Source organism: Paenibacillus apiarius (assembly GCF_017052585.1).
Lineage (GTDB): Bacteria > Bacillota > Bacilli > Paenibacillales > Paenibacillaceae > Paenibacillus_B > Paenibacillus_B apiarius.
The window spans coordinates 938,562-959,293 of record NZ_JAFFHZ010000001.1 but is presented as its reverse complement, the minus strand read 5'-3'; the positions used below and the strand labels follow the sequence as shown (position 1 = coordinate 959,293).

Annotated in this window: 20 protein-coding genes; 13 read left to right on the top strand and 7 right to left on the bottom strand. The window is 53.5% G+C overall.

The genetic code is table 11. The annotated features are described in order from the left end of the window. The first annotated feature begins 26 nt into the window (after positions 1-26). A complete protein-coding gene (locus tag JSQ80_RS04390; protein WP_087433391.1) occupies positions 27-449 on the top strand; it encodes a phage tail assembly chaperone in 423 nt (140 codons plus the stop codon). Here JSQ80_RS04390 and JSQ80_RS04385 read toward each other — a convergent pair. Beyond that, complete coding sequence (locus tag JSQ80_RS04385; RefSeq protein WP_206094488.1) at positions 446-682, bottom strand: hypothetical protein; 237 nt, start codon at positions 680-682, stop codon at positions 446-448. The genes JSQ80_RS04390 and JSQ80_RS04385 overlap by 4 nt on opposite strands. A gap of 81 nt (positions 683-763) precedes the next feature. On the opposite strand from JSQ80_RS04385, the gene JSQ80_RS04380 reads away from it, so the two are divergent. From JSQ80_RS04380 to JSQ80_RS04325, 12 genes are all read left to right on the top strand, one after another. Continuing rightward, complete coding sequence (locus JSQ80_RS04380) at positions 764-2,737, top strand: phage tail family protein (RefSeq protein ID WP_206094487.1); 1,974 nt, start codon at positions 764-766, stop codon at positions 2,735-2,737. Beyond that, a complete protein-coding gene (locus JSQ80_RS04375; RefSeq protein WP_206094486.1) occupies positions 2,734-3,414 on the top strand; it encodes a LysM peptidoglycan-binding domain-containing protein in 681 nt (226 codons plus the stop codon). The genes JSQ80_RS04380 and JSQ80_RS04375 overlap by 4 nt, the downstream gene beginning before the upstream one ends. A 37-nt stretch (positions 3,415-3,451) precedes the next feature. Then, complete coding sequence (locus JSQ80_RS04370; RefSeq protein ID WP_206094485.1) at positions 3,452-4,417, top strand: XkdQ/YqbQ family protein; 966 nt, start codon at positions 3,452-3,454, stop codon at positions 4,415-4,417. A gap of 3 nt (positions 4,418-4,420) precedes the next feature. After that, positions 4,421-4,723, top strand: coding sequence for a DUF2577 domain-containing protein (locus JSQ80_RS04365; RefSeq protein WP_087433395.1), 303 nt, complete (start codon positions 4,421-4,423; stop codon positions 4,721-4,723). Next, positions 4,720-5,136 (top strand): DUF2634 domain-containing protein, encoded by a 417-nt coding sequence (locus JSQ80_RS04360; RefSeq protein WP_206094484.1) that lies wholly within the window; start codon positions 4,720-4,722, stop codon positions 5,134-5,136. The genes JSQ80_RS04365 and JSQ80_RS04360 overlap by 4 nt, the downstream gene beginning before the upstream one ends. Beyond that, on the top strand, positions 5,129-6,229 hold the full coding sequence (locus tag JSQ80_RS04355) for a baseplate J/gp47 family protein (RefSeq protein ID WP_206094483.1): 1,101 nt from the start codon (positions 5,129-5,131) through the stop codon (positions 6,227-6,229). The genes JSQ80_RS04360 and JSQ80_RS04355 overlap by 8 nt, the downstream gene beginning before the upstream one ends. After that, positions 6,222-6,809 (top strand): putative phage tail protein, encoded by a 588-nt coding sequence (locus JSQ80_RS04350; protein ID WP_206094482.1) that lies wholly within the window; start codon positions 6,222-6,224, stop codon positions 6,807-6,809. The genes JSQ80_RS04355 and JSQ80_RS04350 overlap by 8 nt, the downstream gene beginning before the upstream one ends. Then, positions 6,806-7,090, top strand: a complete 285-nt coding sequence (locus JSQ80_RS04345) for a ketopantoate hydroxymethyltransferase (RefSeq protein WP_087433399.1) — start codon at positions 6,806-6,808, stop codon at positions 7,088-7,090. Before JSQ80_RS04350 ends, JSQ80_RS04345 begins: the two co-directional genes overlap by 4 nt. Continuing rightward, a complete protein-coding gene (locus JSQ80_RS04340) occupies positions 7,090-9,618 on the top strand; it encodes a hypothetical protein (RefSeq protein WP_206094481.1) in 2,529 nt (842 codons plus the stop codon). Before JSQ80_RS04345 ends, JSQ80_RS04340 begins: the two co-directional genes overlap by 1 nt. Next, the gene (locus tag JSQ80_RS04335) at positions 9,615-10,235 is read left to right on the top strand and encodes a hypothetical protein (protein WP_206094480.1); all 621 of its coding nucleotides are present in this window, start codon (positions 9,615-9,617) and stop codon (positions 10,233-10,235) included. Before JSQ80_RS04340 ends, JSQ80_RS04335 begins: the two co-directional genes overlap by 4 nt. A 1-nt stretch (position 10,236) precedes the next feature. Next, the gene (locus tag JSQ80_RS04330) at positions 10,237-10,401 is read left to right on the top strand and encodes an XkdX family protein (protein WP_206094479.1); all 165 of its coding nucleotides are present in this window, start codon (positions 10,237-10,239) and stop codon (positions 10,399-10,401) included. A 517-nt stretch (positions 10,402-10,918) separates the two neighbouring features. Further along, positions 10,919-11,467 carry a hypothetical protein gene (locus JSQ80_RS04325; protein ID WP_206094478.1) on the top strand — a complete coding sequence of 183 codons (549 nt, stop codon included), beginning with the start codon at positions 10,919-10,921 and terminating at the stop codon, positions 11,465-11,467. A gap of 128 nt (positions 11,468-11,595) precedes the next feature. Here JSQ80_RS04325 and glpK read toward each other — a convergent pair whose 3' ends face one another. The 6 genes from glpK to gap all read right to left on the bottom strand — a co-directional run bounded on the left by glpK (position 11,596) and on the right by gap (position 20,712). Further along, positions 11,596-13,149 (bottom strand): glycerol kinase GlpK, encoded by a 1,554-nt coding sequence (gene glpK / locus JSQ80_RS04320; RefSeq protein ID WP_206094477.1) that lies wholly within the window; start codon positions 13,147-13,149, stop codon positions 11,596-11,598. Positions 13,150-13,194: 45 nt separating this feature from the next. After that, a complete protein-coding gene (locus JSQ80_RS04315) occupies positions 13,195-13,899 on the bottom strand; it encodes an MIP/aquaporin family protein (protein ID WP_206094476.1) in 705 nt (234 codons plus the stop codon). Between the two features lie 1,219 nt (positions 13,900-15,118). Beyond that, complete coding sequence (locus JSQ80_RS04310; protein ID WP_206094475.1) at positions 15,119-16,471, bottom strand: NCS2 family permease; 1,353 nt, start codon at positions 16,469-16,471, stop codon at positions 15,119-15,121. Between the two features lie 388 nt (positions 16,472-16,859). Continuing rightward, entirely contained in the window at positions 16,860-19,535 is a 2,676-nt protein-coding gene (ppdK, locus tag JSQ80_RS04305; RefSeq protein WP_206094474.1) for a pyruvate, phosphate dikinase, read from the bottom strand. Next, a complete protein-coding gene (locus JSQ80_RS04300) occupies positions 19,535-19,696 on the bottom strand; it encodes a GapA-binding peptide SR1P (protein WP_240463525.1) in 162 nt (53 codons plus the stop codon). Before JSQ80_RS04300 ends, ppdK begins: the two co-directional genes overlap by 1 nt. Next, entirely contained in the window at positions 19,672-20,712 is a 1,041-nt protein-coding gene (gap, locus tag JSQ80_RS04295; protein WP_206094473.1) for a type I glyceraldehyde-3-phosphate dehydrogenase, read from the bottom strand. Before gap ends, JSQ80_RS04300 begins: the two co-directional genes overlap by 25 nt. Positions 20,713-20,732 lie beyond the last annotated feature (20 nt).

The following is a 20,732-nucleotide window of genomic DNA, read 5'->3' as shown; positions in this document are numbered from 1 at the left end:
AAAAAGATGAGGAGAGCGAAACAACTATGAGCACATTAAGCTATTTCTTTGCCCAAAATGCCGAACCGAATACGGAGATGACGTTTGCGGTATCGACCCGCTTCAAAAACGAAGAGGGAGAACCGGTTGCCTGGACGCTGCGCAGCATGAGCGAAGTGGAGAACGAGCAATGCCGCAAGGCGGCCACGAAGCAGGTGAAGGGCAAGGGGGGCGTCGTTACGCCGGAAATCGACTTCAATGAGTATACAGCGAAGCTGATCGTGGCGAGCGTTGTCTACCCAGACTTGAAAAATGCGGAGCTGCAGCAATCGTACGGCGTCATGGGCGCGGAAGCGCTCTTGCGCAAAATGCTGCTGCCCGGAGAATACACGGCGCTGCTGCAGCAGGTGCAGACGCTGAACGGCTTCAACCAGGACACGAACGACCTCGTCAATGAAGTAAAAAACTAATCCGGGAGGGCGACGGCGAGGCGAACTATGCCTATTACGCCCTCCATAAGCTTCGCATCTTGCCGCATGAGCTGCTGGCGCTCCCGGCTCGCGAACGCGCCGCCGTCTACGCGATGATTGACATCCGCGTGGAAGAGGAGCGCAAGGCGCAGCGCAGCATGCGCAAGAAGCGGTAAAGAACACGATGGATGAACCGCAAGAGACAGAGGCGGTTCCACAATTGGCGCGTACAAGAGCAGCTATCGAATGAGGCTGTCAGGTGCAAATGGGGAACCGCTCTCTTCATCTTTGCGGACAGAAGGAGGGAAGTGAACATGAATGCACAAGCAACGTTGGCGTTTTCGGCTCCTGTCCTGTCTATGCAATCGTTTACGGCCGCTTTTGCCCGAGCAGATACGAGAATAAAGAAAGAACTGGAAGAAACGATGGAGCTTGCAAAGAACACGTGGCGAAAAACGGTTGATGCCATGAATCAATTGGCGGTTTCTGTATACCTCCGAACGTTGAAAGCCGAAGCGCCTTTACGTCAGCCTTCGCCTGCTGATAATGACAATGGCAAGGGCATTTCGCATGGTGGGAAAATTTACGAAAAAATGCGGGACAACATTGCTGGAATATTTAAAGGGCTCCGAGAGAGCATTAGTAAAAGTTATAGCGAATTGGGCACCAAAATGCTGGGCATATGGAAAATGATAGGTGTCAATGCCGTGAAGGGAGCCGCCGAATCAGAAGATATGCGAGCGCGCTTCAATGCCCGATATGGAACTGCCCAGAAAGGCTCGCCGGTCTTCGAAGCGCTGCGGGGACAGGCCCTGATGAATGGCAAGGATGTAGCGAAATCATTGCAATCTGGTCTTGCATTAACCTCGGTATCGAAAAATACGAGTGATGTGCTCCGCATGAATGAAATGGTGCAGCGTTTATCAGCCTTTCAACCACAAGGCGGTGACCCGGCAGAGACAGCGGGCTTGATGAAGGATGCTTATTTCGGCAAGAGCGAAGGCTTGCTGCAGAAGCTCCAAATTCCGGCAAGCGCCGCAGAACAAAAAAAATTGGAGTCATTCTCCAAAAACGGCGATTTGAATGGCTTTCTGCAAACTTTCGATGCGTTAATGACGAAGGCGAACATGAGCAAAGCGTCGCTGGAGTTGTTGATGGACAGCCCGATTCAAAAATGGGAAGCGGCGGTAAACCGGTTCAATGGCTTGTTGGCCGCGGCCGGAGAGACTGCGTTACAAGTGTTCGCTCCGGTGCTGGACATCATCAATCAGGCATTTCAAGAAGGAAAGTTCGACCCATTTTTTGCAGGCATACAAGCGGGGTTGACCATGCTGGCGGGTGCAACGGCTGCCGTTGTGAACTTTCTCGTCGAGAATTGGAATCTTGTTCAGAACACACTGATTGTCCTTGGCGCCATTGCTGCAGCCATGGCGGTAGCGTGGCTTGTCCAATGGGTGATAGCCGCTTGGCCGTTATTTGCCATCATTGGCGCGCTCGTCCTTATCATGACTGTACTGAATGAATTTGGAATATCAACGGGAACCGTCGTCGGCGCCGTCGTTGGAATCTTTGCTGTGCTTTTTGCGTTTATCAGCAATTCTGTTGCCCATGCGTGGAATTTGCTGATTTCCTTTGCTGAATTCTTTGGCAATTTATTAATCGATCCAGCCTATGCATGCGAAAAACTAATTTATGATCTAGTTAAAACGGTATCCGATTATATAGGAAATTTAATTAACTCGTTCGGGGATGCCTTTAATTGGATTATTGAGAAGGTTAATGATTTAACAGGCTCTAAATTTGAATTAATTGGTAAATGGAGTTCCGATCAAATTGTGCCTGAGAAACCTGAGAGTGATAAAGATGTATTGGATTTATCGAAGTACCGTATGGATCAAACCAATCTGACGGATGCTTTCCTCAGCGGGCAAAAGCTTGTTCAAGACAATCTCGACTTCACTAAGAAATTGATTCCGGACACGTCGGGTCTTGCGCCTGGAGGCAAAGTGGATCCGTGGAATGGCGGAGCTGCGGAAATTCCGAAAGTAGGCGAGGTTGGAAAAGTAGGGGCTATCGGCGGCGAGGTAGACATCTCGGATGAGAATCTGATGATGATGCGCGACTTGGCGGAAATGGACAGCATTCAGAATTTCGTAACGCTGACGCCGACGGTGCAGGTCAGCACGGGCGACATTCATCAAGGCTTCGATATGGATACGCTTATTAACCGCATCGGGCAGAAGCTGGAGGAAGAATTCGTGATGACGGCGGAAGGGGTGTACGGATGAGCGGATACCATATGTATTTGAGCTTCAATAATCAGGAGCAGGTGATCGAATTGCCGGTCAACCCGGCGCAGCTTGATATCAGCGAAGCGGGGAATCTGCAGTCGTTCGATATCATCGGCCTTGGGGAAGTGAATGCCATCGAGACGCCGAAGCCGGCAGCGATTCAGTTCAGCAGTATTTTTCCTATAAGCCCCGCGCCTTACGTGCATGTCCCGCCGGACAAGCTGCTTCCTCCGAGCGACTACGTTATCCAGATCCGCAGTTGGATGGAGAGCAAGCGTCCAATCCGCTTCGTGTTGACGACCCCCACTTATCAGATGAATCTGGCGATGGCGATTGAGAAGTTCACCTGGCGAGAGGCGGCAGGCAGTGTAGGCGATCTGGAATATGATCTGTCGCTGAAGCAATATAAGTTCTATTCTGCGCAAAAAGTGAAGGTTTTGGGCAATGGCCAAGCGGAAGTCAAGGTGCAAAAAGCGCCGCAAGCACGCGCTGATGAACGGCAAGGACCAACCGAATATACAGTTCAGGCGGGAGACAAGCTGTGGAGCATAGCCAAAAGCCTCTGCAACGATGAGAGCAAGCTTGTTGAAATTCAAAGGTTGAACGGCATACGGAACGATGAAATGATGAACGAGCTGGAGCCGGGACGCATTTTGCGCATTCCCAAAAAGTGAGTGGTATTTACGGGTACTTTAGGAGGTGACGGACTGGATGGAGGTGCACATCGATAACCGCAACGGCACCCTGTGGGATATTTCCCAATTGATTACCGATATGTCGTGGTCGACGTCCCGCTCAGGCAAGCCGGCGAGCATGTCGATTTCGTATATCAAGGGAGCGCTGTTTCAGGATCGTTCCTTTACCATTAACAATGGCGACATCGTGCGCGTGTGGGCGGATGGGGCGGCTATCTTTTACGGGTATGTGTTCAGCGTGGAAACGGACGAGAGCGATAAGGTAAAGCTGACCGCATTTGACCAAATCCGCTATTTGCTGACGAACGATACGTACGTGCTTGAGAACGTGACAGCGACGGAGGTGATTCAGCGAATCGCCAAAGCTTGTCAACTCGAGGTTGGCGAACTTGCCGACACGAAGCATAAAATCCCGATCTTGCTGCAGGACAATAAGAAACTGCTGGATATCATTCTCCGCGCGCTCGACATGACGCTGATCGCGACGAAGAACATATTTGTGCTGTATGACGATTTCGGCAAGCTGACGCTGCGCGACGCCAAAAGCTGGACGACGGACCGTATTGTGGGCGAGGGCAGCCAGATGACTGGCATATCCTATAAGGCAAGCATCGATGAGGAAACGTATAACCGCGTAAAGCTGTTCCGGGATAACGAGGCTACAGGCAAGCGCGAGGTATATATTATGCAGGACAGCAACAATATCGCGAAATGGGGACAACTGCAGCTGTATAAAAAAATCGATGAAAATCTGAACAAGGCTCAAATGGAGGAGCGTTTGGAAGCGTTGATGAAGCTGTACAACCGCGAGAAGAAAACGATGAAAGTGAACGCTGTAGGGGATGCGCGCATTCGGGCCGGAATGTACATCCCCATTTTTGCGCCTGAACAGGGCATGGAGCAGTATATGCTGATTGACGAGTGCTCCCAGGAATGGAGCGGGTCGGGGCATAAGATGTCATTAACGTTGAAGGTGATATAGAACATGAAAATGATGCTGGACATTATTAAAAAAGCCGGCGCGGGCGCGGTGGAGGCTTCGAGTCCGGTCGCGCTGCTGTATGGCGAGGTGCTGAGCGTATCACCGCTTCAGGTTCAGATTGATCAGCGGTTTACGCTGCCAGCGTCTGCTCTGGTCATAACGGAACAGCTTAAGGAATATAAGGTGCACATTGGCGCGGAGGAAATCACGATTCGTCAGGGCCTGCGTTCCGGTGACCGCCTGCTGCTGGCCCGCATGCAGGGCGGGCAGAGCTATATCGCGCTCGACAAGGTGGTGAATGCATGATTCCGAAGTACAGTACAGGGGTTACACCGGCTTCAACGGTGCTGGATTATGCCGAGCAGCCGACCCGAACCTATCGGTTGGATATGGAAGCAGGGCGCATCGCCGGCATGACGGATGGATTGGAAGCGATGAGGCAGGCGGTGTTGAAGATACTGCTGACGGATCGGTTTGCGCATCTTATTTACAGCCCTGATTATGGTTCGGAACTGCTGGCGCATATTGGGTACAGCCTTGGCTTCGTGCAGTCCGAATTGCAGCGCACTATAACCGAGGCGCTGATGCAGGATGACCGTATCTTACGTGTAAACGAGTTCGCTTTTGAGCAAAAAGGGGATTCGCTGCACGTACGCTTTACAGTAGAGACAAGCGTAGGCAAGCTGCAAATATCGAAGGAGGTGAAGATGAATGGCTGATATGGAACAAGACTCATGGGCGGTGCCCCGCCTTGAGGACATCATGGAACGCATGCTGGAACGCGTTCCGGACGATGTGGACAAGCGGGAAGGCAGCATCATTTACGATGCGCTCGCGCCCATTGCCGTGGAGCTCGCACAGGCTTATACAGAGCTGCATGTGCAAAACGAGCTTTCTTATGCGGATACGTCAAGCGGCGATTATTTGGAGCGGCGCACGGCTGAATACGGGGTGAAGCGGAAGCAAGCAACTGCGGCACGGCGGAAAGGGCTGTTCTATGATTCCGCGGGTGAACCGTTTGATGTTCCGTTGCGTTCCCGTTTTTCTACAGCAGCACTTAATTATGCAGTTGTCGAGCGGTTGTCGGCGGGGGTGTTCGTGCTCGAATGCGAAGCGAAAGGCTCGAAAGGGAACGAGTATTACGGTTCGCTTATGCCGGTGGATTACGTAGATGGGCTGGCAAGGGCCGAAATAGCGGACGTTATCGCTCCCGGGGAAGACGCAGAGGCGGACGAGTCACTGCGGAGCCGCTTCTTCGAGGCGGTGAACGAGCAGCCGTTCGGAGGCAATGCAGCGGACTATAAGAAAAAGGTAACCTCCATTACCGGCGTCGGCGGCGTGAAAATATTTCCGGTATGGAAAGGCGGGGGCACGGTAAAGTGCACCATTATTTCGAGCAGCTTCGACTCCCCGTCCGCTGAGTTGATTAGGGAGGTTCAGACTCTGATCGATCCGGAAGCGAATCAAGGAAAAGGACTGGGATTCGCCCCTATCGGTCATACGGTAACGATTAAAGGCGCTATCTCTGTCGGCATCAATGTGTCGACGACGCTCACCCTCGATGCCGGCGTTACCGTTTCCCAAGTGAAGTCCGACGTGGAGAAAGTCATTGCCGATTATTTGCGGACGCTGCGGACGGCATGGAAAGAGGAAGACAGAACAATCGTACGCGTCAGCCAACTGGAAGCGCGCATTTTGACCATTAAAGGGATTGCGGACATTGCTGACACCAAGCTGAATGACATGGCTTCCAATGTTGAGCTGGATGCGGAGGAGATCCCGGTGCTGGGGACGGTGACCTTGAATGGCTGATAAGTTAATCGGACTGCTGCCTGACCTTTACCATGAAATGAAAGAAATGATTCTGCTGATGGAAGCGCAGGAGGAAGAGAAAGAGGAGCTTTTGGCTGCGGCGCAAAGGCTCTTCGATGATCAGTTCGTCATGACGGCGAGCGAGGAAGCGCTAGCGCGGCGGGAACGGATGCTCGGCATCCTGCCGGACCGCGATGCGGAGACGCTGGATTTTCGGCGCAGACGCATCATTAACCGCTATACGACGAAGCCCCCGTTTACCGTGCGGTACTTGCAGGAGAAGCTTGACTTTTTGCTGGGCAAAGACAAGGCGCGGGCCGTTGTGGATACGGATGCCTTCTTGCTGCGGATTGTCGCCAACATTACGGATGCCGCCGTCTTTAAAGAAGTGGGGCACACCGTACGAACGGTTAAACCGGCGAACTTGGTCTACCAGCAGGAGACGGCGCTCGTATCGGGTGTCGGTATGCAAGAGAACATATTCCGCTCGGATCTGAAACGGACGACACGGCTTTCCACGACGTGGAAGCTGGGGCGATCGCCGTTCGCCGAGCGCGGATCGGAGGTGCAGATGAAATGATAGAACCGTCGCTTTTGAGTGAACTGGCAAACCATGTGAATACGCGGATCGCCAAGGTTGTGCTCAATAAAACCTACGAAATTACGGAATTTACGGTAAAAAAAGTATCCGAGAGCATCGTGAACCTGGAATACATGATACCCATCGGTTCGGTTGACAGCGTATCGCTGATTGAGCTGCGGGCCGCCGACGGCGCGGTGCTGACGTCGAACGCCGTCTACATCCCGCTCACATCCGATACCATCATCAAGCAGCCGATTACAGTGAAGGAGGTGGCCTAATGCCATACGAGGCAAAGACGGATTGGAAATACGACGATACCGTGACGGAGAAGGATTTGAACCGCATCGAGCAGGGGCTGAAGGATGCGCATGTGGCGGAGCGCGAAGCGTTGACATTATCCCCCGGCGTGCAAGTGGTTGAGGTGGAGAATGATACGCCGTTTAACTTTGGCGAAGTTAAGGGGCGGACATTGATAAACATGTTGGGTTCGATGGGCAAGGGCGATTCTGCTACGCATTGGCTAGGGACAGGCGCAACTGTTGCTACCACAAGCGATTCGTTAAAAGTAACAGCTCTTTCTGCCCCAGAGAACCCCGAACACTTTGCAGGGCATAAAACGGTTGAATTTTTGCCCGTGAAAGGAGGGGCATTTTATGTTGTGATCGGTCATGTACATGCTGAAAGCGGTGGGGAGGCGTACATTCGCCCCATTGAGTTTTCAGCTGATGCCGTAACTTCCGATTATGGGGCCGTGGTACCAAAAGTGGAAGCCGGCAAAAAAGCATACACTGTCTTTTCCTTCCGCTCTAAAGCAGAAACTAATAGTCTAGTGGTTCGTCTGCAAACGTGTCCGGACAGTGTCGCGAATTTCAAGCATGTTGCCATTTACGAAATATCCGAAGCCGAATACAACACTATCCAGTCTATGACCGCAGAGCAAGTCGCAGCACGCTACCCATACGTAGACGCTATGATAAACGTTTGCAATCCCTATGCCATCGTAACAGGGGCGAACTTTCTGCCGCCGTTTACGGATTGGGATCTACGAACAACTGATACAATTAATGGCCCATACAAACTTAGTAAAACAGTCACCGCACAATATCAAGCAACCATTTCTCCAAAAATCCGGGTTATTCGCGGTCAGACATACACGCTGTCCTCTTCAAGATATGGTCGAATGGTATTAGGTGAGTATAAAGAAGATGGTACCGTAATTGGATACCCCATAGCCGAAACAACAGACGGTGACGGATTCTTTTCGCAGTCAGTCACCATCGGCGCAACAACAGACTATATAATAGTGCAGTTATCTAATATAGCCACCTCAGGCACGTTCTCCTTCGAGAATACAATACTCGTTCCCGGCACCGAACCGAAGCCATTCACGCCACAACAACGCAGCATATGGGCAGCAGAATGCGACCTAGCCGCTAATCCGGTAGATGGTAGCAATCCGGACGTGCTATTCGCTGGCGACGATGGTCTGCCGTATGTGCTGGAAAAGTGGAAGAAGGTTGCGTTGGATGGTTCGTTGCCGTGGATGCACGACGCATCATTTACGGGGCATAAACGAGTGCGTATTATTCAGTACGTTCCAGGAGGGGTTGCCTCGAATCCTCAATTTATGACCAAGTATAATGGGACTACCTTAAAGCACGATAACACAAATGACAAACCGGATTGTTTTGACCTGCAGCCATCTACGGGGTACCTATATTTAACGATACCAAATTCAGACAGCGGATGGGGGCCAGACTATACACCGGATACAGACGAAATTAAGGCGTATTTCTTGGGTTGGAAAATGTATAAATCTATTAGCTCCGAAAATCCAAACATTGATTCAAAAAGCCCTCTGTATAACGGAGAAGTCGGACTAAAAACATGGGGAAAGATATGGAACGGTACAGGTACGAACAACAATGGTGTCGTAGACGGTACAGGTGGTGTTAGGACGGTACCTCCTACCTCTTATGCAGAATGGACGCCATACCGTCTCCAATATCTCAAGGCCAAGTCAACCGTCGAACCTGTCCGTAACTACGAAACAGGCGCGACACTGTGTAAGGGAGCGAATATGGTCGAGGTCGGCAGTGGCATTGTGATTCGTGAGAAGGCGAATCCTTACGGTAATTACATCAATGCGATTAACGCACCTGGTGGACGTTTGCAGCATAGAACAACGAGACTCCTTGCAGTATACCGTAACCAAACAAGAGATCTCGGCTGGACATTCAAGGATGGCGTTTGGAATGGCGAGCCGTACCAGTACGCCGAGAACCCTATCCCTGAAGTGGATGCAGTCTACCACGTCACCTATACGATGCTAGACCAAACGCTTGCGGCTCCAATCAACGGCATCGTGGCGGCGAATCTTCGCGGGACTGTATCGGACTTGGTGCAGGATGTAGGCGATGTTCAGCGGCGGCTGTCGGTGGTGGAGAACAGCAAGGCGGAAGCGGTTGAGGATACGGGATGGATTCCGGTTACGCCAATAAACGGGTGGACAACATTCGCAGCGATACCCTTACGATTTAGGGTTATTGGTAATCGACTGCTACTGCGCGGTGCAATACAAGGTGGCTCGTCAGGAAAACTATTACAGTTATTTGTACTTCCCATAAAGGCGCCAGGATACAACAGTTATTTTGGTGTAGTAACCTGGGGAGGAGGAACAGTCGCGACAGCTAATTGCCTTTTATCTAGTGGCGCAGTTTTCTTAAATACGGGCACAGCAGGGACATACCTCTCCTTTGATGGATTAGAGCTGTTAATTGATGGGCTGGAGGTGAAAAAGTCATGAAGTACGCATTTATAACCGACCTATCCGGTCAATACGTCGAACCAACGCTCGTTGCGGACTCCGTGACGGGTGTTTTTGATCGGCGCGAACCTGTCCAAACGGACGAGGGAGAGGTGCTAGAAACGAAGCAGCCGAACGACGAGCAGCCAGCCGAAACGGAAACGGTGCTTGTTGGCTACACGGTCGCCGTACCGCTGCCTGACGGTCTCTATGAGCCGACGTTCGACGTCCAAGGCCATAGACAAGCCATGTCAGACTACGAGGCTGCATATGCCGAATATACCGCAGCCAAGGCCGAGTACGAACCGGAAGGAGAAGACCCGCAGCCGAAGCCGCCGCCGCCAGTAGACGGCCCTTCCTTTTGGAGCAATGGCCTTACGCAAGAGGAGATAGAGGCCTTACAGCCTAAGCCAGTGCCATCCGAGCTTGACTTGCTTCGGGTGGAGAATGCCAAGCTGTTGCTCCATGTGGCTGAACTGGAAGCGAAGAGCGAGCAACATTCTGAACATACAACCGCGCTGTGTGCTCAGAATGCCGAACTGGATACGAAGAACGAGCAGCTTACGCAAGATCATGCAACGTTACTGTTGCAACTAGCCGAAAAAGGAGTGATCTAACATGGATTGGTTCGCAACGATTAAACGCTACTATGATATGGGGATTTACAAAATCGAACCGGAAGAGCCGCTTTACATCGGCAAGTTTTGCGAATTCGGCAAGATTACTCCGGATCAGTTCGAAGAAATCACGGGACAAACATATCAAGTCAAGAGCGCCTTGTAAATCGGATACGCAATGTTCATGCCCTCGGCGATACGGGGGCTTTTTTCATTTTTTAAGGGGAATTTAATTTAAAGATAGCAAGCAGATGCTGGTGTGAGGACAGCCTATTACGGGAGTTTTAACGGCTGGGGCAAGAAAGTGCTGCCGTCCACCTTGAAGGAATATCATACAATGGTCTATCTGGGACTAGCCGCTGCAATATCTGTACATTGTGCAATTGCTTTTATCCTAATCGCGTTTATTCGCATTGTCTTCCCTTTTTTTAATGTGTCTGACTCTAAAAAATATAGAGAGCAAGAGGAAGAAACCGACAATGCTTATTATATCCTTAATCGATTCGTCTTCAATGAAAAAACGGTCGAAAAATGTGAACATAAGTATAAATAACGCAAGCAGATAATAGGGGGTTTCTTTTTTCATGTTAAAATTCACCTCTAGAATATTTGTATTTATTCCAATCATAATATATGATACACTAAATTATGGCAATACATAATTTGGAAGAGGAGGTTTTTTCATGATTAAAGGAAGGGTGCAAGTATGTGTTACTGCTATAATAGCTGTATCGTTGTTTTTTACATCATTAAGCCTTCCAATATCCGCAAATGCACAGGGGAAGCATCAAACAGCTGAAATGACAATTGCCGATGCACAGAAGCTTCAAGAGCTGGAACAGGGACTCAGAATGATTGAACAGATACCCGATAGCGTACTTGCGCAAGGTGACGAAGCTACACGTGAATGGATAGTAGAACATTATGGGTATCAGCCTATGGGCATTTTAGGCTGTGTAGCTGCCATTGGTGAAACTTTAATAGGGGCAGCAATACCGGCGGCAAAGGTAACTAAAATCAAGGATGCGATTAAAGCTGCCGGCGGTGTGAAGAAAGTCGTCGAGGTGATGTCGGGAGCATTTAAAGCTGCAAGAGACTTAGGTATGTCAGTAGGGGAGTCGATCAAATGGGCAGTAAAAGATGCTTTTAAACTGGCAAGCGAGGAAGTGTTTTCGGCATTATTGAGCTTTTTTGGTGTCGCCGGCATTATTGATGAGTGTTTCGGAGGTTAAAATAAATGAGCCGTAGAGGTATTCTACGGCTCATTTTCTGAGCAGACGTGATGAGTTCGTTCGCTAACGAGCTGACGGTCGTGTAAATGAATTAAATCAAGTAAATAACTTTGTAATTCCATGACACATCAAGCTTGAATCTCCTCTTTATTGCCGGAGGCGCCAGCCTCCTCTTGATCTTCCTCATCCTCGCGCTCCCAAGCCATCGTGCGTTCTACGGCTTTTTTCCAGCCCTTGTAGAGCTTATTCCGCTTGGCATCGTCCATTTGCGGAGTGAAGGTGCGGTCCAGTTTTTTAGTCTTTTTCAAATCGTCGATATTCCAGAACTGCACAGCCAACCCTGCGAGACTGGCTGCGCCGAACGCCGTCGTTTCCGTTACCTTTGGCCGCTCAACGTTGACGTTGAGCATATCGGCTTGGAATTGCATCAGCAGATTGTTGGCGACCGCGCCTCCGTCTACGCGCAATGCCTGCAGCGTAATGCCGGAGTCGGCCTCCATCGCGCTCAGCACATCCTTCGTCTGATAGGAGAGCGATTCAAGCGTCGCCCGGACGATATGCTCCTTGCTGGAGCCGCGCGTCAAGCCGAAAATCGCTCCGCGCGCATACATATCCCAGTAAGGAGCGCCCAATCCGACAAAAGCGGGCACGACATACACGCCGTCGGAGCTTTCCACCTTGCCCGCATAATATTCCGAATCGGGAGCGGAATCGATCATTTTCAGCCCGTCGCGCAGCCACTGTATCGCCGCTCCGGCAATGAATATGCTGCCCTCAAGCGCATAATTCACTTTGCCGTCGATTCCCCAGGCAATCGTCGTCAACAATCCGCTCTTCGAAGCGACGGCGCGCTCGCCCGTATTCATCAGCATGAAGCAGCCCGTGCCGTACGTATTTTTCGCTTCGCCCGGCTCGAAGCAAGCCTGACCGAACAGCGCCGCCTGCTGGTCGCCCGCCACCCCGGCAATCGGAATCTCGGCACCGCCGAATGTATGCTCATCGGTATAACCGAAAATGCCGCTTGAAGGCTTCACTTCCGGCAGCATCGCAGCCGGGATATCCAGCCATTCCAGCAATTCGGCGTCCCATTCCAGCGTGTTGATGTTGTACAGCATGGTGCGGGATGCGTTCGAATAGTCGGTTGCGAACGTCGTGCCGCGCGTCAAATTCCAAATGAGCCACGTATCGACCGTGCCAAACAGCAGCTCGCCCTTCTGGGCCCGTTCGCGAGCTCCTTCCACGTGGTCGAGAATCCATTTTACCTTCGTGCCGGAGAAATATGCGTCCAATACGAGTCCCGTTTTCTCGCGAATCGGCTCGGTCAGCCCGCGCGCGGCCAAGTCGTCGCAAATGCCGGACGTGCGGCGATCCTGCCATACGATGGCGTTGTGAATTGGCTTGCCCGTATCTTTATCCCAGACGATAACCGTCTCCCGTTGGTTCGTAATGCCGATGGCCGACACTTCCTGCGGCCGGATTCCGGAGCGTTCCAGCACCTCGCGCGCGACGCCGCTCTGCGTGCCCCAGATTTCCATCGGATCATGCTCGACCCAGCCGGGACGCGGATAGATTTGCGTAAACTCCTTTTGCGCCACGCCGACGATATCGCCGGAATGATCGAATAACATGGCTCGTGAGCTGGTGGTGCCTTGGTCGAAAGCGAGAATATATTTTTTGTCCATCTGAATTTCCTCCCCATCAATTAATGTGTGCAAATCATTGGTATATTAGAACATGAACGAATAAGCAAGCGCTCCAAGAACGCCTCCAACGACTGGCCCCACGATCGGCACCCATGCATAGCTCCAATCGGAAGACCCTTTTCCTGCAATGGGCAGAAGGGCATGCGCGATGCGCGGGCCGAGATCGCGTGCAGGGTTAATCGCATAACCTGTAGTGCCGCCCAGGGAAAGACCTATGCTGACGATAAGGAAGCCGACGATAAATGGTTGTAATCCGTCTGCAAATGTATTGCCGCCAATGGCAAGCAGGCTGAACACGAAAATAAACGTGGCTATCACTTCACTCAACAAATTAGACCCTGTGCTGCGGATGGCCGGAGCCGTTGCGAACACCGCGAGCTTGGCCGCTTGATCCTCAGTCGCCCGCCAGTGCGGCAAATAATGCAGCCATACGACCACGGCTCCGAGAAATGCCCCGATCATTTGCGCCGCAATATACAGCGGAACTTGATCCCAAGCAAACTTGCCAATGGCCGCCATCCCCAGCGTTACGGCCGGATTGAGGTGCGCCCCGCTAACTGACCCGACTGCATACACGGCAATGGCCACGGCGAGTCCCCATCCGAACCCGATTACGATCCAGCCGCTGTTTTCCGCTTTTGATTTTCGCAGGACGACCCCGGCCACAACGCCATCACCCAATACAATCAATAACAAAGTCCCAATTAACTCTCCCCAAAATGGTGTCATCCAAAGTTCCTCCCCGGATTATCTGTATGCGTTTTCATATTTTCAGAATACGATACTTTTTTCTGCTACGCACCCCCTGCAAGCAAAAAGAGATGATCCAATATCATACACCCTTGCCGCAAGGCAAAGATATGAATTGGTCATCTCCATTTCTCATGTAACCGCTTTAGCTATTAACTTAATTACAGTATATTCAACTATTTTTGAATTATCAATGAATAATGAGAAATTTTGTTGAAGAATCTGTCCACCCGAAGTGAAAAAGAGGTAAGGGAAGACCACCCGTGCAGCTAAATCATGGTCCCGTCATTGGATTTTGTGCAGCAGAAAGAGCATCGAATCCTTCTTTACAGCAGGTTTAACTGGAATTAACTCCAGCGCTTCGACACTTTTATTTCGGCAATCGGTAAAAATAAAGCAGAGCCACTGGACAGAATACAGTCTACTGGTCCTTGATCCGCCCGCTTTGCACATTCCGTTGTACTTTGTCCAATGGGACTTGCTTCGAACGTGGAGAAAAATATAGTTCAACTTAGATTAACTAACTGCAAAGTGTTTCTCCGCATTCTCCCACTCGGTCAGAAGGGGCACTCCTCTGGAGGGCAATATAAATTCCTGTGTACCTGTCTCCAGTAACATTGCATCTCAGTTGTTGCAGTAATTACAGTTAAATCACTCGCGTCGTCTAGCGCCTCAGGCACGCAGTACTCGTTTTCTCTGAATGAAGGGGAGAGTGACAGGAAGCTCCAACCGGATAAAAAGGGACGATGTCCATCTCCATTTTCATGACATATGCGCAGAATGACTGGGGGACTGTCTGGCCTGCTTTCATCTAATGTTTCCACTCAAAAGGGCGATTTCGGCATCTGTTGTGCCATGTTGTTGGACGAAGTTCAGGTGAGGTGCCTGCGAACTGCATTTGTGCAGTTGTTGTTGAGAAATGCTTCCCTTTTCGGCGTATGAGCTGCGAATGTGCAGTTCGAAATGCAGGTATTACCAGTATTTGTGCGATTTCGCAAAAAAGAGCTGCACGATTGCAGTCCAGTGTGACGAAAAACGTAAAAAGGCTGCTTTCAAATGTATAATTGCAGTTGGAGCCGTTCCCTCTCCACTATTGCATCAACTGTTCGTCCACATCTACATCTACATCTAACCTGTGAACGGTGTTTCGCGGCACAACAAAGGCGGCTTCAATCCGAAGCCGCCCAGTTAGCAATAATTATAGTGCTTGCAGCACGAAATGCACCGCGAACAACACCGAGATGACGTAAAACAGCGGCTTTACTTCGCGCGCCTTTCCGACAGCGATTTGGAACAAGGCGTAGCTGACGAACCCAATGGCGATGCCATCCACGATGCTGTGCATGAGCGGGATGAACGCGATGATGAAGAACGCGGGCAGTCCCTCGGCCATAGGCTCGAAGCGAATCTTCTTCACGGCAGGCATCATTAAGCCGCCGATGAAGATGAGAATCGGCGCAACGGCCTGATCGGGCACGAACGTCAATAATGGCAGCGCCACGAGCGTAACCAGGAATAAGGACCCGGTCACGATGGAGGTCCATCCCGTACGGCCTCCCGCCGAAATGCCAGCCGCCGTTTCGACCGTAGCTACGGTCGGGCTCGTTCCGAATATCCCGCAGGTGACGACCGACAGGGCATTCGCCTGCATGGCGCGCTGGAAGCGCTCGGGGCGGCGGCACATGTTCAATTGGGCGTTAATCAAGCCGACATTTTCAAACACGATGACCAGTGTCAACGAAAACACCGCAATAGCCATAGAAGCGGCGGACACGCCTTCCCAGGTGAACTGACCGAAAACGTCGCCGTACACCGCCCAGGAAAACGCCTCGTTCGCGGCTCTGCCTTCACCGGCTGCACTAGTTGCGCCGGAAGATACGGCTCCGGTCACATAAGCAAGCGCAGTGCCGAAGATGATCGCGATCAGCAGATGGCCCGGCACTTTGCGCGTGAACAGGATGCAAGTCAGCGCCAACGTGGCGAACGTGACCCACACGCCTGGCTCGCCGAAGGATTGCACGGCAATGATGGTCGACGCATCGGAGACGATGACGCCGCCTTTTTGCAGCCCGATGAGCACGAGCATTAAGCCGATGCCCACGGAAATGGCCTCCTGCAGCGAATCAGGAATAGCCGCCCGCAGCTGTTCAGCAAGCGTGGTGAAGCTGATAATCGTGAAGCAGATGCCCGATATGAATACAACCGCCAACGCCTGCTGCCACGTTAATCCCATACCGTGCACGAGCGTGTATGTGAACATGGCGTTGATCCCCATGCCCGGCACGAGAATGATCGGCGCTTTGCCCCACCAGCCCATGATGAAGCATCCGGCGGCGGAGGCGAGCACGGTCGCGACTATGCCCGCTTCTTGCGGAATACCGGCGTCGGCCAATATCGATGCATTGACGATGATGATATAGACGATTGCAAAAAAGGACACGACTCCGGCCAACAGCTCCCGGCGCATCCCGCCAGCGGTTGACCGTAAAGGCGCATTAGGCAAAGAACCGGAATCCGCCTGCGCGCGCGAGTGTTCTTTTTGGCGGACCAATGAAATACCCTCTTTCCATCGTAGCCCCTCACCCAACCCTTTCAATAGTATGAAAGATAGACGGCATTGAAGCCGTCATGCGCTTATTGTATCACATCCCGCGTTCAAATAAACAAGGTTTCGGCCTCAACACCCATTGGTTTCAAGGAACTGAACAAAAGGGATTCGCTCCGTCCTTTGCTGCACTCTACCTTTTGATCAGAAAACCTGTCTCAAGGCCTTTCGTAGGTGAAAGAGTGCGTGCAAAGGCGGTTGTTATAGCCATAAGGATTGCTCGCATCTTTTTTAATCCCAACTTTGTATGCTTTGCAGCGATGTTTACATGGATTTTCAAAAAAAAGACGCCCGCGAGTGCGGACGCCTGTTTATTGGAGCGATGATCCATTTTCTACACGGACACGGAATGCAGCGAAGCGTTCCGGCTGCCGAGCAGCAGCTTCGCTTGAGCGGCTGCGATCCGGGCAAGCGGGATACGGTATGTCGAACAGCTGACATAATCCAATCCTGTCACGTGGCAGAAGAGGATGGAATCCCGATCCCCTCCGTGCTCGCCGCAAATGCCGGTCGTCAGCTGCGGGTTGGCGGCAAGGCCGCGGGTCACCGCGAGCTCAATCAATTGGCCGACACCGGTCGTGTCCAGCACTTGGAACGGGTTGGCGGCCAGCAGGCGGCGGTCGACGTAGTGGGTGAGGAACTTGCCCTCTGCGTCGTCGCGGCTGCAGCCGAACGTCATCTGCGTCAGATCGTTCGTGCCGAACGAGAAGAAATCGGCATGCTCCGCGATCTGGCCCGCCGTAAGCGCGGCGCGCGGCACCTCGATCATCGTGCCGACGCGATAGGCGCAGCTGCGGCGCTCCGGACCGAGCACCCGCTCGGCGGTGCGCTCGATAAGCTCCCGCAGCAGACGCAGCTCGGCAGCATGCCCGACGAGCGGGACCATAATGTCCGGCTGCACGCGCACGCCTTGGCGCAGCATGCGGGATGCCGCCAGGAACAGCGCCTCCACCTGCATTTCATAGATTTCCGGGAACAGAATGCCGAGGCGGCAGCCACGCTGGCCGAGCATCGGGTTCATTTCGTGCAGGGAGCGTACTTTGGCGATTAATCGTTCCAGTTCGCGCCGCTCCTGCGGCGTTCCGACGTCCTTCGCCATCAGCTCCGTTTGCCGCACGACGAGCTCCTCCAGATTCGGCAGGAACTCATGCAGCGGCGGGTCCAGCAGACGTATCGTGACCGTCAAGCCGTCCATCGCCTCGAAGATGCCCTCGAAGTCGTCCTGCTGCATCGGCAGCAGCTTCGCCAAGGCCTTCCGGCGCTCCGTCTCTGTCTCCGCAAGGATCATGTCCTGCACGATCTGAAGCCGGTGCGCGGACATGAACATGTGCTCGGTTCGGCACAGGCCGATGCCTTCTGCGCCGAGCGCGCGCGCCTTGGCGGCCTCCTCCGGCGCATCCGCGTTCGCATAGACGCGCAGCTCGCGTTCACGGTCGGCCCATTCCAGCAGTTGCAGGAACTCGGCCGACATATCCGCCTCGACGACCGGTACGGCGCCGGCTATAATCCGGCCTGTCGTACCGTCGATGGACAGCAGGTCGCCTTCGCGGAACGTCCGCGTCCCGATGACGATGCGCTTCTGCCCGAAGTCGAAGCACACGTCCTCGCAGCCCGAGACGCACGGCTTCCCCATGCTGCGGGCGACGACGGCCGCATGGCTCGTCATGCCGCCCCGGCTCGTCAAGACGCCTTCTGCCGCCAGCACGCCGTGAATGTCCTCCGGCGTCGTCTCCGGCCGGACGAGAATGACGCGCTCGCCGGCGGCGGCCAGGCGCTCGGCCTCATCGGCATCGAGCACGATGCGGCCGGAAGCGGCGCCCGGGGAAGCGGGCAGGCCGGACGCGACCGCGTCAACCGCGGCATCGGGCGCTATCGACGGATGCAGCAGATGCTCCAGCTGCGCGACATCCGTCCGCAGCAAGGCCTCCTGCACCGTGATGAGCCCTTCCTTAACCAGCGCGACCGAGATGGCGACGGCGGCCTGCGCCGTCCGCTTGCCGGCCCGCGTCTGGAGAATGAACAGCTTGCCGCGCTCGACCGTGAACTCGATGTCCTGCATGTCGCGGTAGTGGCGCTCCAACTGCCCGGCCGCTTGTATCAGCTGCTCATACAGGTCCGGCATGTCGTCCTCCAGCTTGGCAATCGGTTGCGGCGTCCGGGTGCCGGCGACGACATCCTCTCCTTGGGCATCCGTCAAATACTCGCCGAACAGCTCACGCGACCCGGTCGACGGATGGCGGGTGAAGAGCACGCCCGTGCCGCTGTCCGCGCCGCGGTTGCCGAACACCATCGATTGAATGTTGACGGCGGTGCCCTCGTCGTCCGGGATGTGGTGCAGCTTGCGGTATACCTGTGCCCGGTGGTTGTTCCAGCTCCGAAATACCGCCTCGACGGCCAATTGCAGCTGGACGTGCACATCTTGCGGGAACGGGGCGCCGGCCGTTTCCTCCAAGTATTGCTTGTAGCGCCCGACAAGCTCGCGGAAGCCGTCCGCCGTTACGTTCTGATCCGATTGGGCGCCGCACTGGGACTTCACATCGGCGAGAATGCGTTCGAATGCGTCGGACTCGACGCCGAACACGACGTTGCCGAACATGTGGATGAGCCGCCGATAGCAATCATAGGCGAAGCGTTCGTCGCTCGTGACGGCGGCCAGCCCCTGAACCGTGTCATCGTTCAGCCCGAGATTCAGAATCGTATCCATCATTCCGGGCATGGAATGGACAGAGCCGGAGCGGACGGATACGAGAAGCGGATCGCCGGCGTCCCCGAATTGCTGGCCGCGCGCCAGCTCGACCGCCTGCAGGGCGGCGCGCGCGTCATCCATCAGGCCGTCTGGCAGCCGATTCAGCGCATAATAGGAGCGGCACGCCTCCGTCGTGATGGTGAAGCCCGGCGGCACCGGCAGCCCGATGCGCGTCATCTCCGCCAGATTGGCTCCCTTGCCGCCTAGCAGCGACTTCATGCCGGCATCTCCATGCCGGAAATGACTAATCCAATTCGATTTCATCAAACGTCTCCCCCGATTCGATCTATTTCATTACTGGCGGCGCAATCATCGCACCGATGGTAGTAGACGGTCACTTTTTCTGTATCGATCTCTTCCAGAACCTTGTCGCATCGTTCGCATAAAATGACGCCCAGCATTACTGGGCTGCTGCTGTTGGACATGCGCTCTCCACTCCTTCCTGAGTCAGATGGCGGGCCAAGTCGACGACCCGCGCCGCATAAGCCCACTCATTGTCATACCAAGCCAATAGCTTGATGTGCCGATCGTGCGCGATGAGCGACAAGCCGTCCACGACCGCGGATTTGTCGTTGCCTATGAAGTCCGTCGAGACGAGGGGCTCATCGCACCATTCCACATAACGGTCATATCCGTCCCGGATCGCATGAAGGAACGCGAGCCGGACGTCGTCTGCCGTCACCGGTGTCTTCACCTCGGCCGTCAAATCGACGAGCGATACGTCTGGTGTCGGCACCCGTACGGAAATGCCTTGAACGGCAGGCGCCAGATGCGGCAGTATGCCGGCTAGCGCCTTGCCTACTCCGGTAGACGTTGGGACCATCGATTGCGTGCATGCGCGCGCGCGGCGCAGGTCCTTATGCGGATTGTCGAGATGCTTCTGATCATTGGTATACGAATGGATGGTTGTCATCCAGCCGGAGACGACGCCGAACGAGCGATCGAGAAGGTGCAGGACCGGCGCGAGACAGTTCGTCGTGCACGATGCGGCGGAAATGAGCCGGTGAGCCTCGTCGTCATACATCTGTTCGTTGACGCCCATGACGACCGTAAGGTCGAGCTGCTTGCCGGGGGCGGTGACGATAACTTTCTCCGCGCCCGCTTCAATATGCTTAGAAGCACCTGGGCGGTCCGTGAATTTGCCCGTTGCATCGATGGCGGTATGAATGCCGAGTTGTTGCCACGGCAGCCTTGCCGGATCGGCTTCTGCCAATACCGGAATGTGCGTATCATTAATAATGAGCGTATTGCCTTCGGAGGCAATATCCGCGTTCCATTTTCCGTGAATGGAGTCGTACTTGAGCAGGTGCGCGATGGTGGAAGCCGGATAGAGGCTGTTCACTGCCCGAATGCAAAACGGTGATTCAGCTTCATCCATAGCCCGTCGAAACACAAGCCGGCCGATGCGGCCCATGCCGTTGACGGCAACTGGTAATGCCATTTCAATTCCTCCTTCAGGAT